Source organism: Acinetobacter sp. YH12235 (assembly GCF_013417705.1).
Classification (GTDB): Bacteria; Pseudomonadota; Gammaproteobacteria; order Pseudomonadales; family Moraxellaceae; genus Acinetobacter.
Genome location: NZ_VPDL01000014.1, coordinates 21,326 through 36,738 on the forward strand (window position 1 = coordinate 21,326; position 15,413 = coordinate 36,738).

At 42.1% G+C, this 15,413-nt stretch carries 13 protein-coding genes; 9 read left to right on the forward strand and 4 right to left on the reverse strand.

Annotated features, from left to right (window positions below; genetic code table 11):
• Positions 1 to 13 precede the first annotated feature (13 nt).
• From FTV13_RS08890 to FTV13_RS08920, 7 genes are all read left to right on the forward strand, one after another.
• Positions 14 to 1,852: a TonB-dependent siderophore receptor gene (locus FTV13_RS08890; RefSeq protein ID WP_180011778.1), complete on the forward strand. Its 1,839-nt coding sequence runs from the start codon at positions 14 to 16 to the stop codon at positions 1,850 to 1,852.
• A 94-nt stretch (positions 1,853 to 1,946) separates the two neighbouring features.
• The gene (locus tag FTV13_RS08895) at positions 1,947 to 2,531 is read left to right on the forward strand and encodes a cob(I)yrinic acid a,c-diamide adenosyltransferase (protein ID WP_179993255.1); all 585 of its coding nucleotides are present in this window, start codon (positions 1,947 to 1,949) and stop codon (positions 2,529 to 2,531) included.
• Positions 2,532 to 2,676: 145 nt separating this feature from the next.
• Positions 2,677 to 3,390 (forward strand): glycerophosphodiester phosphodiesterase, encoded by a 714-nt coding sequence (locus FTV13_RS08900; RefSeq protein ID WP_104495371.1) that lies wholly within the window; start codon positions 2,677 to 2,679, stop codon positions 3,388 to 3,390.
• A 424-nt stretch (positions 3,391 to 3,814) separates the two neighbouring features.
• On the forward strand, positions 3,815 to 4,981 hold the full coding sequence (locus FTV13_RS08905) for an acyl-CoA desaturase (protein WP_104495369.1): 1,167 nt from the start codon (positions 3,815 to 3,817) through the stop codon (positions 4,979 to 4,981).
• A 138-nt stretch (positions 4,982 to 5,119) separates the two neighbouring features.
• Complete coding sequence (locus FTV13_RS08910) at positions 5,120 to 6,565, forward strand: YdiU family protein (RefSeq protein WP_180011780.1); 1,446 nt, start codon at positions 5,120 to 5,122, stop codon at positions 6,563 to 6,565.
• A gap of 76 nt (positions 6,566 to 6,641) precedes the next feature.
• Positions 6,642 to 7,016 (forward strand): MmcQ/YjbR family DNA-binding protein, encoded by a 375-nt coding sequence (locus FTV13_RS08915; protein ID WP_180011783.1) that lies wholly within the window; start codon positions 6,642 to 6,644, stop codon positions 7,014 to 7,016.
• Between the two features lie 93 nt (positions 7,017 to 7,109).
• A complete protein-coding gene (locus FTV13_RS08920; protein WP_257218508.1) occupies positions 7,110 to 7,892 on the forward strand; it encodes a hypothetical protein in 783 nt (260 codons plus the stop codon).
• A 51-nt stretch (positions 7,893 to 7,943) separates the two neighbouring features.
• Here the strand turns inward: FTV13_RS08920 and FTV13_RS08925 are convergent, their stop codons facing one another.
• The 4 genes from FTV13_RS08925 to baeS all read right to left on the reverse strand — a co-directional run bounded on the left by FTV13_RS08925 (position 7,944) and on the right by baeS (position 12,478).
• Positions 7,944 to 9,296: an amino acid permease gene (locus FTV13_RS08925; RefSeq protein WP_180011786.1), complete on the reverse strand. Its 1,353-nt coding sequence runs from the start codon at positions 9,294 to 9,296 to the stop codon at positions 7,944 to 7,946.
• A gap of 219 nt (positions 9,297 to 9,515) precedes the next feature.
• Complete coding sequence (locus tag FTV13_RS08930) at positions 9,516 to 10,022, reverse strand: GNAT family N-acetyltransferase (RefSeq protein WP_180011788.1); 507 nt, start codon at positions 10,020 to 10,022, stop codon at positions 9,516 to 9,518.
• A gap of 90 nt (positions 10,023 to 10,112) precedes the next feature.
• On the reverse strand, positions 10,113 to 10,799 hold the full coding sequence (locus FTV13_RS08935) for a response regulator (RefSeq protein WP_034704234.1): 687 nt from the start codon (positions 10,797 to 10,799) through the stop codon (positions 10,113 to 10,115).
• Positions 10,800 to 10,813: 14 nt separating this feature from the next.
• Complete coding sequence (baeS, locus tag FTV13_RS08940; protein WP_180011790.1) at positions 10,814 to 12,478, reverse strand: sensor histidine kinase efflux regulator BaeS; 1,665 nt, start codon at positions 12,476 to 12,478, stop codon at positions 10,814 to 10,816.
• A 137-nt stretch (positions 12,479 to 12,615) separates the two neighbouring features.
• Between baeS and FTV13_RS08945 the strand changes: the two genes are divergently transcribed.
• Positions 12,616 to 13,245 (forward strand): hypothetical protein, encoded by a 630-nt coding sequence (locus FTV13_RS08945; RefSeq protein WP_180011792.1) that lies wholly within the window; start codon positions 12,616 to 12,618, stop codon positions 13,243 to 13,245.
• A gap of 309 nt (positions 13,246 to 13,554) precedes the next feature.
• On the forward strand, positions 13,555 to 15,357 hold the full coding sequence (locus FTV13_RS08950) for an acyl-CoA dehydrogenase C-terminal domain-containing protein (protein WP_159124145.1): 1,803 nt from the start codon (positions 13,555 to 13,557) through the stop codon (positions 15,355 to 15,357).
• The last annotated feature ends 56 nt before the right edge of the window (positions 15,358 to 15,413 follow it).

Genomic DNA, 15,413 nt, shown 5'->3' on the forward strand with positions numbered 1-15,413 from the left:
TGGAGCACATCTCATGTCTATTCCATTTCAACCTACTGCCTTGGTAGGTGCGATCGCACTTGCGTTGGGTTTTACTTCATCTGTTCATGCCGCCGAGCAAAAAGTTGCACAAGCAGCTTTAGATACCATTGTGGTGACCGCTACCCGATCTGAAGAAAAAATTGAAAATGTGCCAGCCCGGATTGCGATTATTGAACCGGCTGTTCTTGAGCAATCACCGATTAAGGCTCTTCCGGATTTATTACAAACAGATCCCAGCATAAATGTGGTGCAGTCAGGTGGGTATGGCCAGCAAACTTCTCTGTTCTTACGCGGGACTAACTCCAATCAAGCTTTGGTTTTACGTGACGGCGTTCGTTTAAATACCGCAACTACCGGTGCAGCTTCTATTCCGTTTCTGGATACTACAGACCTCAAGCAGATTGAAATATTAAAAGGTCCCGCATCCGTGCTGTATGGGACAGATGCGATTGGTGGTGTAGTTCAGTTCGTCACCAAAACACCTGAAAAAACCGGTGCTTTTGTATCTGGCGAGATGGGTGAAAACCAGACTTATAAATCACTGGTCGGTGCAGACCTCACAGAAGATGGAATCTATGCACAGATTCGTGGCCAGATTTTAGAAACTGATGGCACTCCGGTATTCAACATGAATGACAGTCGTGACTATAGCTATGACCAGAAAGGATATAGTGCAAAATTCGGCGTTGAAAAAGAGCGTTATGCTGCATCTCTAGATTACAGCCAGAATTCAGGAAATGGCCAATATAGCGACTGGGGTGTCTTTTCCAGCCAGAATTTCAAAAATGAAATCGTCAATTTAAAAGGTCAGATTCATCCCACTGAAACCACGGCCATTCATGCACGACTTTCCCAGTTTAAAGATGACCTAAATCAGGTCACATCTAACAGCTTTGTACACAGCACGACACAAGAAGCTGAAATCTATGGCAAATGGAATTTTAGCCCGACCCAGAATGTTTTATTAGGTCTGACCCAACGTAATACAGATGCCAAAACCCAAGCTATTGATGAAGACATCAATTCAACTGGTTACTACATTCAGCATCAATACCAGAATCATGGTTTCAGTACCCAACTCGGTCTGCGTGTCGAAGATAATGAAAAATTTGGTACGCATACGGTGGCACAAGGCGGGATTCGTTATCAGCTGCTTCCGAATACCAGCATTTATACCAATATCGGTTCAGCTTTCAAGGCACCCACTTTAAATGATATGTATGCCTTTGGCGGCAATGATCAGCTCAAACCTGAAGAAAGTATTTCTTATGAACTGGGAATTGATCAAAAATTACCATTCAATATTCTGGTTGGCGCATCAGCTTTTCATACGGAAGTCGATCACCTGATTAATTCAACCTGTATCAGCACTTGTGACGGTGACTGGGTCAACACCTTCCCTGTCTATCAAAACCAGAATATTGATGAAGCCCAAATGACAGGTGGTGAATTAACGGCGCAATGGAACAAGGATCAATTTTTTATTAATGCTGGTTACACATACGTCAAGACTGAAGATAGCAAACAGAATACCGAGCTGCTACGTCGTCCGCGTCAGTCTTTGACCTTATCTACAGGTCTACAAAATGCCGATTATGGTCTAAGTGCAGCATTGGTTGCGAAATCGAAAGCCAAAGATTTTGCTCGTGACATTCCAGGCTATGCACGTGTCGACCTGAATGCTTACTGGAATATCAATCCAACAGTAAAGCTCTTTACCAATATTGAAAATGTTGGTGATGTGAAATACAAAACCGTGCATAGTGCGGGCGACCAATACTATGTCAATGGTGGCCGTCTGGCTTCCGCTGGTGTCACTTTCAAATACTAGAACCAGCCAATCTAAATAAATACTTTTGAGAATCATGTCATGCCTATGGCATGATTCTTTTTATTTACAGCATTTAATCATTTAAGGAACTCTCATGGGTCACCGTTTAAGTAAAATTTACACGCGCACAGGCGATTCGGGCACTACCGGACTGGGTGATGGTTCACGTGTAGCCAAAGATGATTTGCGTATCATAGCGCTGGGTGATGTCGACGAACTGAATGCCATCATTGGGGTTTTACGCGCACAAATCGCGGCAAGCAGCATTCAGGATAAAGCGACTTGGGATAAATCTTTAAGCCTGATCCAGCACTGGTTGTTTGATCTGGGTGGTGAAGTGTGTATCCCTGGCTTTAACCTGGTTCAACCAGTCTCGATTGATTTTCTGGAAAATGACATCGATCGTATGAATGAAGCTTTGCCGATGCTGAAAGATTTTATTTTGCCTGCGGGTACTTTAGTTTGCAGTTTTGCTCATCAAGCCCGTGCCGTGTGCCGTCGTGCAGAGCGCAGCGTGATGTCAGTTCACTCACGCGACCAGAATATTCAGGCGACTTCCCTGCAGCTATTAAATCGCCTATCTGACTGGCTGTTTGTGGCTTCACGCACCTTGCAACGTGTTGAAGGTGGTTCTGAGGTGTTATGGCAAAAAAATATCAACGAAACCATTGATCAATAAATCCGCTAAAATGTATTAAATTGCACGGAAAATTCTGCGCCAACAGTATTTGCAACAAAGTGTTTCAGGCGCAGAATATTGCAATACTCCTATCACAACTCTTCATCATTATGTTTTCATCTTCACTTCTTCAGGTTATCGCAGCATGCGCATAATTGGACATCGCGGTGCGCGTGGGGAAGCACCTGAAAATACACTAGGCGGTTTTCAATATATTCAGGATATCGGGATTCGCGCAGTCGAATTTGACGTACGCCAGCTTAAAGACAATGCCCTGATCATCATGCATGATGATAATTTTGTACGCACTACCGGTTTGCAAAAGCCCCTCTACGAATGTAGCCGTCAGGATCTCAGTCAATATAATCACGCAGTAAAATGGTCAGAATGGAACAAGGTCGAAGCCACTCCTATGCTGGATCAGACCTTAACCGTGATTCATAACTTTGACCATATTGAAGTTGAAGTCAAAAGTGTAGCGAGCCAGGCCGATGCTGAAAAAATCACGCTTGAGCTTGAACAGCAGTTACAGGGTTATGAGCAGTCAGTCGTGATTACCAGTTTTGATCCTAAAATCCATCAGGCTTTGCAACAGCAAAATTCCAGTTTAAAACGCGGCCTTCTGATTGAAACAGATGTGAAATATCAGGCGATTGATCAAGCTTTAGAACTTGGCTGTTGTCAGATTGGCTGGATGAATGAGCTGGCCAGCAAAGATATTATTCAGGCTACACAAGCTGCCGAACTCACCATCAGCGTCTGGACCGTAAATGATGTTAATCGTGCCAAAGAATTACGCGACTGGGGTATTCAGGGTCTCATTACCGATTATCCGAAGTTAATGATGCAACATCTTTAAATGACCCAAAATGCAAGATTCTATATATAGATTATTTTTCTTTAAGCCTTGAAAAATAATTTAAAGAAGAATGCCTGTCTGTAATCTTGTTTAACTTTGGGTTACGGGTTTGCTTACAAATTTATTTCTCTGCAATCTAGTAGAAAAAATGAACATTCACTTAACTCATTTTAAGAAAATAAATTTGATTAAAAGCTTCAAAAATCTCAGTGATTTACTCGGAAATCAGAGCCTGTCTAGCCCGCGAAAATGGTAGTTTTCATCCTACTTATTCTGTTACCGATAAGTACAATACAACCGTACAATAATGCTAGTGATGCCCTAGGGGGCGTGCTAATATGAATGACTTAACCGCTGTTAAAATAAACAATAGCGGCCTCTGCTTTTTGTTATACCTTCCCAGGTTCCAGGAGTGCTGTTGGAGATGAATGCTCCCCTACCTCAAGCCCCAATTAACTGGGTCGCTGTGTTTGCTCTGGTAGTTTTACCCATTGTAGCTGTTATCGCGATTCCGTTATATGCGTATCACCATGATTTTAGCCTTGCCGCTTGGATCAGTATGTTTGTTTTGCTCGGCGTTAGCAGCCTGGGGATTACAGCGGGCTATCATCGTCTTTGGGCACATCGTGCTTATGAAGCGACTTTACCTTTAAAAATCATTTTAATGATCATGGGTACCTTTGCCGTGCAGAACAGTATTCTGTACTGGGGTTCAGGTCACCGTACCCATCACCGTCATGTCGATGACGTGGAAAAAGACCCATATTCAATTAATAACGGCTTCTGGTATGCACACCTGGGCTGGATGCTGCGTGACTATCCTGCTGCAGAACCAAACTACAAGAATGCACCAGACCTGCAAAACGACAAAGTCGTTATGTTCCAGCACAAATACTATGTGCCTTTAGTAATTGCAGTACACGCTGCGATTCTCTTGCCAATCGGCTGGGCTGTAGGCGATGTCTGGGGTGTATTATTATTGGGTGGTCTGGTTCGTTTAATCCTGAGCCATCACGTGACCTTCTTCATTAACTCACTGTGCCATATGTGGGGTTCACGTCCTTATACGGATGAAAACACTGCACGTGACAACTTCTGGTTAGCAATTGCAACTTGGGGTGAGGGTTATCATAACTACCATCACATCTTCCAGTACGATTACCGTAATGGCGTAAAATGGTGGCAATATGACCCAACTAAATGGTTAATCTGGACTTGCTCTAAACTGGGTCTGGCTAAAAATCTGCGCCGTATTCCAAGCTTTAATATCAAAAAAGCTGAACTGGCAATGAAGTTTAAATATGCCGAGCAGGATCTGGCGGTATACGGCCATAATGTCAATGAAGACATTATCAATGTGAAAAGTAAAATTGCTCAGGAGTATGAAGCCTTTACTCAAACATTGAATGACTGGGCCAAACTGAAAGAACAGGAAATACAGGTGAAAAAGGCGGCTGTAGCAGAAAAGATTCACCAGATGGATGACAAACTTAAAGTTGAATTCCAGCTGGTTGAACAGCGTCTTTCCCATCATCGTGAAACACTGAATCTGTTAGTACGTAATTTGAAAAAAGCGCCTGTCTCTCAATAAGATTTGAATTCTCAAAAAAGCTCCTGAAATCAGGGGCTTTTTTTATTTTTGTCTGTCTTACTTATACTTTCCTTTTACAACAGTTTTAAACAGAGATCTTTGTTATATTGCTTTTATTGCCTAAATATTTTGACTGCTATGTATTTTAATTCTCGATATCAAACTCTCCCTCCTCGCCTTTACCATCATCAGCCCCCACTGCCTTTAAAAGGTGCTAAAGCGGGACATTTTAATGCTGCGCTTGCTGAGCATCTGCAATGGTCTGAGGAAGATAAAGCACAATGGGTCGAAATCTGTAGTGGTCAAAAAACCTTTGCCGAGTTTGAACCTTTGGCCATGGTGTATGCTGGCCATCAGTTTGGACAATGGGCAGGACAACTGGGTGATGGACGTGGTTTATTGATCGCTCAGATTCTGGATAAAGATCATCAGACCATTGATCTGCATTTAAAAGGTGCTGGTGCAACGCCTTATTCACGTATGGGAGATGGTCGTGCAGTGTTACGCTCGGTGATTCGGGAATACCTAGCCGGACACGCCTTAAATGCACTAGGTGTAGAGTCCAGTAATGCGGTTGGTTTTACCTCTTCCGCTCAAGGTGTACAGCGTGAAAAACTGGAACCGGGTGCAATGCTATTACGGACGTCTGACTGTCATATCCGGTTTGGACATTTTGAATGGATCAATCAGTATCAGCCAGACCTATTGCCTGTATTCACACAAAAATGTATGGAATGGCATTATCCGCAATGTCTGCAAGCAGAACAGCCTATTCTGGCATTTGCCACTCAAGTCATTCAGCGCACAGCAGTGATGATTGCCAAATGGCAACTGGTTGGATTTGCACATGGTGTCATGAACACCGACAACCTGAATATTACCGGTTCAACGCTAGACTTTGGCCCGTATGGGTTTATGGAGCGTTTCCGTCCCAACTGGATTAATAACCACTCGGATTATCAGGGTCGCTATACTTTTCAGCAGCAACCAAGCATCGGCCACTGGAACTTGTGGATGTGGCTGAATAACCTGATTCCATTATGTCCTGAAAACTATGATGAAGAACAATGGAAACAGGATCTGGCCCAATGTCTGGAACATTATGAACCGACCTTCCTGGAACATTATAAGCATGGCCTAAACCAGAAAATGGGCTTACCGAGTTTTCACAAAGACAGCTTTGACTGCGCCATGGCTTTTCTCAGAATCTTACAAAGCGAGCAACTCGACTATACGCAAAGCTTTATTCGCCTGCAGAATCATGAATATGAAGCAATCAAGGATGATTGTTTGGATCGCCGTCAGTTTGAAGCATTCCTGACTCAATATGAAGCGATCCGCGAACATCAGAATACTGGAGAATTAGATGCCGCCATGCAACTCGTCAATTCACACTATATCCTGCGCAATCATATGGCACAGAAAGCCATTGAACTAGCTGAGCGGGATGACTTTTCCGAAGTCGATCGCCTGTTTAAATTACTAAGTCAGCCTTATTTAAAACAGCCAGATCTGGAACACCCTGAAGATCTAGGACCATTGCCGAGTGATGTGCCTGAAGTCATGGTGAGTTGTTCATCTTAATTTATTCACAAGACGACCAAAAACTGTGGATAATTTAAGCATTATCCACAGTTTTATTTCAGTTTATTCACAACTTATGACCCTACATCAAATCTCAACACAGATAGCGATAAGTTTACCTGAAGTCACTGTGACTCAGCCTTTCGGTGAAGGTTGTAAGGTATTCAAGGTGCTAGATAAAGTCTTTATGCTTCAGTTCTATCTCCAAGGCAAAGCTGTCATTAATTTAAAAGTAGCGCCTGATCATGGTGCTATGCTGCGAGATATTTATTCTTATATCTGTACAGGCTGGCATATGAATAAACAGCACTGGATTTCAGTGTATGAAGATAATGAACTGGATGAATCTCTGGTTGAGGATCTAGTACAGAATTCTTATGAATTAGTAATATTGAAATTAAAGAAAGCAGAAAAAGTACGAATTGACTTATTACGAACATTAGAAAAATAAGTCTGGAACTTCAACCTTATAAAATGGCCTCTCATCCATTACAATTATCTTGTTCAATCATAAGATAACGTGATTAAATCAAATAATATTAAGATGTTAAAAATCACTCAAACTATGATTAACCAACACAGCATATTAATTGATTTAAGATCAAAATTAATTGAAATCCCGACAGAACAAAAAGAATGTTTACATCATTTAAGTTATCCATTTATTCCATTCTTGGATGAAAATTTTTATTCATCAAAGAATAAGGTGTTGCTGGTTGGTCAAGAAACAAAAGGTTGGCAAAGTCGATTAAGTAACTTTTTAAATGAAGATATTAATTTCGACACTGTGATTCAAAATAGTGTTCGTCGTCATCAAGAGCTTTACTCTCAATCACCTAAGCATAGTAGTTTTTTACAATTTCTAAAAAAAATTAAAATTCAAAATCATCAAGAACCTATTCAATGGCTAAATTTTTATTTATTTGACTATAAAAAAGCCTCATTCAATACTTTAAGTAAAAATAAAACATATAAGGATATTTTCTTGTATCTTCAAGAATTGTCTATTCTAAATTTATCCCAGCAAATCAAAGATACTCAACCACGTGTTATTTTTTTTGTTGGACAGTACCACAATAATTTCCCTAAATTAGAGGAAAAATTACACCTTACTTCAAATGATCGATTGTTATTAAAAGAACCTATTGATAAATTCAGCATGAAAATTTGGAACGACGAGATTTTAATTCTAAGAGTCCCTCACCCAGCACATTTTAGTCGTATTTCTAATCAAGCTAGAAATGTTGCTTTAGAATATTTTAAAATTTTTGATCAATGTGAAACTATGGCTGAGTTTAAAGAAGTCATTCACCATAAATTAAAGTAATGCTTAGATGTATACATATGAAAATGGACTCATCCGAGTCCATTTGCTAGTTTAAGCCTCTTTCTTCACCAACTTAAACACCCCAAATAACAAGCCAATCCAGACAGGCAACATCAACACTGACAACATAAAGCCTTGCGTCCACATGATATATAAAATCATCAGCATAAAAGCTAAAACAAAATAGTTACTAAACGGCGCAAAGATTGCTGGGAATCTGGTTTGAATCCCCTTTCGTTTGATGGCTTGTCTAAATTTCAAATGAATCAAACTGATCATCATCCAGTTCAATACCGCAGCTGCTACTACAATATAAATCAGGTAACTCAATGCTTTTTCAGGCACAAAGTAATTCAAGATCACACAGCCAAAGATCAGAAATGCTGAGAACAATACCGCAGCCACAGGCACACCATGTTTATTTACGCTCTTAAATAATTGCGGTGCATTCCCTTGTTGAGCCAGCCCCATCAACATACGGCTATTGGCATACATGCCACTATTACAAACTGAAAGTGAAGCAGTTAAAATAATGAAATTCAGTAAATGTGCAGCCCATTCAATCCCCATCTGGCTGAAAATCATTACAAATGGACTATGATCTAAATCACCTAAATTCAGCTGATTCCATGGTACGAGTGAAAGTAATACGGCAAGCGAGCAGATATAAAATAAAAATACCCGAATCACAGTTTGATTCACGGCACGTGGAATGTTCTTGCCAGGATTTTCGGTTTCTGCCGCTGCCATACTAATCAGCTCAATGCCGCCAAAAGCAAACATCATAAAGGCGAGCATATAAAACAGCCCATCAAAGCCATTCGGAAAAAATCCACCATGAATCCATAAATTGCTGATCGAAGCAGTTGAGGTTGCATCAGCAGTGAGGAGCAAATATATGCCAAAGATAATCATTGCAATGATGGCAAAGACTTTAATCATCGATAGCCAGAACTCAGACTCACCATAAATTTTGACATTGGCTAGGTTGGCAAGGGTTACCGCCAAAAAGAAAATGAGTACAGATACCCAGGCTGGAATATGTGGCCACCAGTAATTGATATATTTGCCAATGGCGGTCAGCTCTGTCATTGCGACCAGAATATATAAAATCCAGTAATTCCAGCCGGTTAAAAAGCCTGGAAATTTACCCCAGTATTTAAATGCAAAATAACTGAATGAACCAGTCACAGGCTCATGCACAATCATCTCACCTAACTGGCGCATAATCAGGAATGCAATCAAACCACCAATCAAATAGCCCAGAATAATGGAAGGTCCTGCGGACTGAATAATCTGTGCGGACCCCAAGAATAATCCGGTTCCAATGGCCCCGCCCATAGCAATCAGCTGGATATGACGGTTCTTTAAACGGCGCTGTAGTTGCGGTGTTTCACTCTCCAAGACACGCTCTCATGATGAATAAAAAACCGAATTGTAGCGGGTATCCAACTAATCAACTAATACATAAATTTAAGTTATTAATTATTAAACTTTTATTTTTTGTATCTACTCAGATAAAAGAAATATAAATAATTGATTTCATAATAGATACTAGTTAAAAGCTATTTTACATTTCAAAACTCCATAACTTCTAAATAGAAATAGCTCGTTTTTGATGAATTATTGTGTCGCATTAAACGCCTCATGGTAGACCACTTCTCCCTGTGGAATAGATCCATTAAATGCAATGACTTGAAAATATTCTGGAGGAACATCCTTGAGGTAAAGTTCTGGAAAAGCCTTAAACCCGAAACGACCATAATATTGAGGATCACCGAGCACTACACATCCTTCAGCCCCCAACTGTTGCAGGCGATCTAAAGCTACCCGTATAAGTAAAGTGCCGATTCCCTGTCCTTGTTTTGCAGGTAATACCGAAATTGGGCCAAGACCGTACCAGCCAGTTTCACCTGAAGAGATAGTGACAGGTGAAATAGCCACATGGCCAACCAGCTGATTATTTTCAAGTGCAACTAGAGAAATCGTTAACTGCCCATGCGTGCGCAAAGCATTGACAATAAATTGTTCAGTATGACTTGAATGGTCAGTATTTTGAAAAGCCGCTCGGGTCAATTTAGCAATGGCTAGAATATCTTCTAGCCGTTCATCCCGAATGATGATTTTCATTATTTTGGCTCTCTTATATTGATCATTTTCAGAAATAAAAAAGCGAACAAACCAAGAAGTCTATCCGCTTTTCTTTAACGAATTCGAATATCAGTCTTCAGGATATTCAAAACGATACCCTACACCATAAACGGCCTGAATCCATTCATGACGATTTCCGGTTTCTGCAGCATCTGAAATTTTGCGACGCAGGTTCTTGATATGACTATCAATCACACGGTCTGCCACATCAAAACTGTCCGGATTGATATGATCAAGTAGCTGTGCACGTGAATACACCTGGCCGACATGTTCTAGGAACAGCTCCAGCAAACGGAATTCAGTCGGTGTCAGGTTCAAGGCTTTTTGCTGGTACCAGATACGCTGTTGTGATTTATCCATACGGAATAAATCATTGCTTTCCGGCTCAGCTTTACGGTCTAAACGGCGTAATACGGCTTGCACACGGGCAACCAGTTCTTTTGGACTAAATGGCTTGCAGATATAGTCATCCGCGCCCATATTCAAGCCCAGTACACGGTCAATTTCTTCAGTACGCGCAGTCACCATAATGATCGGCAAGTCTGACTGTTCACGCACTTTACGGCAAATGGTCAGACCATCCATACGCGGCACCATCAAGTCCAGGATCATCAGGCTCGGTTTACGCTGGGTAAAACTGTTATATGCTTCTTGCCCATCATGAAACACGCTGACTTCAAAACCAGCAGCCTCTAGATAATCTCGCACCAACAGGGCAAGTTCGACTTCGTCTTCAACCAGCATAATATGTTTCATGAATATATTTTCCTTTATGGTTTCATTTGTTTAGGAAAGCTCAGTTTGCATCGTAAACCACCTAATGGTGAATGTGCAAAGCTTAAGCTACCACCCATAGCCTGAGTAATTTTACAAGATAAGGCCAGACCCAAGCCTGTTCCACCGGTGGAACGGGTACGCGAATCATCAACCCGATAGAAACGTTCACCAATGCGAGCCAGCTGCTCATCAGTCAGACCGAATGGACTGTCATCGACATATAAGATCCATTCTTTCTCATTCTGTTCGGTATGGATATGTACCTGTCCACCGGCTTCTGTATAACGAATACTGTTGCTGAGCAGGTTGGCTACAATCTGCTTGAAACGGTCCAGATCTAGATCAACTTCAGCACCGTCACCTTCAATAGTCACTTTCAGATCAGCCTGTTCAAATTTAGGCTGGAAGTTCATCAATTCCTGCTGCACCACCTCCCATGGATTTACAGTTGCATAGTAAAACTGTAATTGCTGTGCATCAGCCTGCGCTAGAGCTGCCAGATCCTGAGTCAGTTTTTTCAGGCTGGTTACCTGTGCCAACATCGACGCAAAATGCTCTGGTGTCGGTTTACGGATTCCATCCTGCATCGCTTCAATCTGTGCCTGCAAGACTGCCAGCGGAGTTTTCAATTCATGTGAAGTATCTGCTACCCACTGACGGCGTGAAGTTTCATGCTGATCCAGAATCACTGCCAATTGATTCAGCTCATTAGACAGATCACCCAGCTCATCATTACGTTTCACTTTCACTTGATGTTGATAATTACCGCGAGTCAATTCACGTGTTCCGTTCAACAAACGCTGAATCGGTTTTTTAAAATAAGTTGCCAGTAATAATGCAGCAATCAGACTGGCTAGAATACTTAAACCATAAACTAAAAATAGGTAACGTTTCTGATTACTAAAGAAATTAATACTTAAAGCATCATCTTGGTCTAAAACCGGTTTCAAACCGAGATAACCGACCACCTGGTTTTCGACCATAATTGGACGATAGGAAATCTGCTCATCTGACGCCTCACCTACTACAAAACGCCGTTTGGCATCATAGAGTGACAGGCGTGAACTTAGACCCAGACGGTCTGGCATCTGGATGAACTGCTTCTTGCCGGTAGGCGGCTGAACTGACTGTTGACCGCCATTATTGTCTTTACGGTCGGTTCTAAACAGGTTCTGATTGGAACTAAGTGGAAATCTTAAACCTTCAAAGGGCTGGAATTGTGAAGGCAGGTTAGATGCCAGAATACGCAATTCTTCTTCATTGACTGAACGCGATGTCAGATTTGGTTCAACCATACTTGAAGGCGCTACAGTGGCTAAGGTCTGCTCCTGAAAGTAACGCTGCTGTAAGGCAATATCATACTGACGCCGCAACCACCAGCGCGATAAACGGTCATAATCATCCGGTGCAGCTTCACCTTCAATTTGCAGAATCTGCGCCTGAATGGCGTTACCCCAGTCTTCATATACCGTATAGACATCAGCCAGATTCTCGATTACATGATCCAGCTTCTGCATTTCTACATCCGCCACATAGCGGGTAAAGTTGCGCTGCATATTCAGGTGCAATACGCCCAGACTCACCGTGGTAATTACCAGGGTGGTCAATAAAACAGTCAAAAACAGACGTAATGCAATCGGAATACGGCGAATCTTCAAAGTAAAAATCTCAGTTTTTCTTCTCTATATTCATTATTGTAGCGAACACAGACTTAAAAAACTCTCCATTGTTTCTTCATCTTTATTATTTAATCTTTACTCATCAAAAAGAATCAGCTCTTGAATGGGGTAAAAACATGAAAGCAATGACAAAAATCGCCTTAATCAGTGCCAGCGTTTTATCGATGGGTGCATTGACTGCCTGTCAATCTACTAGCAACGTGAATGAGCAGAAAGATCATTCTCGTATGATGAAACATCATGAAGGTCAAAAACAGCATCGTCTCACTCCAGAGCAACGCGAACAATTCAAAGCCGCTCGTGCAGAACGCATGCAATTGCATAAACAGATTCAACAGGCCTGTGACGGTAAAGCTGTAGGTAGTGCAGTCCAAATCAAGGCGGGTGATAAAACCATTGATGGGCAATGCAAGATTTCTTTCAAACCTGACCATAAAGGCATGAAAGTTCAACGTGGTGAATTCCGTGGCATGCGCGGTGAACATCGTCCGATGCGTGGTGAATTCCGAGGTGGTATGAACCGTGGAGAAGCATTAACGGATAGTCAACGTGCAGAAATGGTTAAACAGTATGATCAGCGTTTATCAGAACGTCAGGCTTTACAAACTGCGTTTGCCAACGCTTGTAAAGGTCAAACTCATGGCAAGGCAGTTCAAGTGAAAGCGGGTACTCAAACTATTGATGGTCAATGTATCGTGCACTTCCAGCCGAATGCACCCCTCAAGATGACTAAAGCTGCATCTTAATCTTCTTCTACGTTTCTTATTCCTTCAAATTCAGGCACCTTCGGGTGCTTTTTTTTATAGCTGACTCCTCAGTCCTCTTTTGACCATTCATGTTCTGCTAATTTCTACAAAAGTCTTTGCAGTCAATATGTTTACTGTTCTGTGCAGATTAATCTTTGACTTTATAGTCACCAAGAAAGCCGCCTGAAAGCTTGTATGGCTGGGCAAGATGTTGCACGATTAGATTCATAGCAATACGTGTCACTGAAGGCACGTTTCAATTAATTTAGGATGATAACGCTGGTCTAAACCAGTATTGAGGAAACCGATATGCCACAATACAAAGCGCCCTTACGTGACATGCAATTCGTTCTACACGAATTATTAAATGCTGAAGAACATTACGCAAAACTTCCTGCGTTTCAAGAAAACGTAAGCCGTGAGTTGGTTGATCAGTACCTAGAAGCTGCAGCTGACTTCTGTGAAAATGAATTATCTCCTCTAAACCAAGTAGGCGACCGTGAAGGTTGTACCTGGAATGACGGCGTTGTAACAACACCGACTGGCTTTAAAGAAGCGTACCAAAAATACATCGAGCTAGGCTTCCCTTCTCTTTCTGCTGAAGAGCAATACGGCGGTCAAGGCTTACCAAATTCTTTAGGTATCACTCTTTCTGAAATGGTGGGTACTGCGAACTGGGCATGGGGTATGTACCCTGGTCTATCTCATGGTGCAGTTCGTACTTTAGAACACCACGGTTCTCAAGAACAAAAAGACGCTTACCTGCCTAAACTGGTTTCAGGTGAATGGACAGGTACCATGTGTCTAACTGAATCTCATGCAGGTTCTGACCTCGGCATCATCCGCACTAAAGCTGAACCACAAGCTGATGGTAGCTATGCAATCTCTGGCGAGAAAATCTTTATCTCTGCTGGTGAACACGACATGGCAGAGAACATTATCCATATCGTACTTGCTCGTCTGCCTGGCGCGCCTAAAGGTACTAAAGGTATTTCTCTGTTCATCGTACCAAAATTCAACCTGAATGCTGACGGTTCAATCGGTGAGCGTAACGGCGTACGTTGTGGTTCAATCGAACACAAAATGGGGATCCATGGTAACGCAACTTGTGTCATCAACTTCGATAACGCCAAAGGCTTCCTGATCGGTCCTGAAAACCGTGGTCTGAACTGCATGTTCACCTTCATGAACACTGCACGTATCGGTACTGCTGTACAAGGTCTGTCTGCATCTGAAGCGGCGTTCCAAGGCGCTTTAACTTATGCCAAAGACCGTCTGGCAATGCGTTCTCTTTCGGGTCCTAAGGCACCTGAAAAAGAAGCTGATCCAATTATTGTTCATCCAGCTGTACGTAACATGCTTTTAACTCAAAAAGCATTTGCTGAAGGTGGTCGTGCACTGGTTTACCTGTTGGCTCAATATGCTGATGTGGTTGAACAAGGTACTTCTGAAGAAGAGCGCAAGTTCGCTGACAATATCCTGTCGCTATTAACTCCAATCGCAAAAGCATTCCTGACTGAAACTGGTTCAGAAGCTGCGAAACATGGTGTTCAAGTCTTCGGTGGTCACGGCTTTATCTCTGAGCATGGCATGGAACAAATCGTACGTGATACACGTATTGCCTGCCTGTACGAAGGTACGACTGAGATTCAAGCACTGGATCTGTTAGGCCGTAAAGTACTGGGTACTCAAGGTGCGATGTTGAAAGACTTCACTAAGATCATCCACAAATTTGCGGAAGCGAACAAAGACAATTCTGCAATGAAAGAATTTGTTGAACCGCTTGCGGCATTGAACAAAGAATGGGGTGACCTGACCATGCAGATTGGTATGCGTGCGATGCAAAACCCTGAAGAAGTGGGTGCAGCTGCAGTAGATTACCTGTACTTCTCTGGTTATGTAACACTGGCTTACCTGTGGGCTCGTATGGCACTGGTTGCTCAAGAGACTCTTGCTGCAGGTACCACTGATGCAGACTTCTACAATGCTAAATTGACGACTGCACGCTTCTACTTCAAGAAAATCCTGCCACGTGTTCGTTCACACGTTGACGTGATTGCAACTGGTGTAGAACCGCTTATGTCTTTAGATGCTGAACATTTCGCATTCTAAGCTGATGCAGTTTTAAATGCATAATAAGAAAAAGGACGGCCATCTTCAGGCAGTCC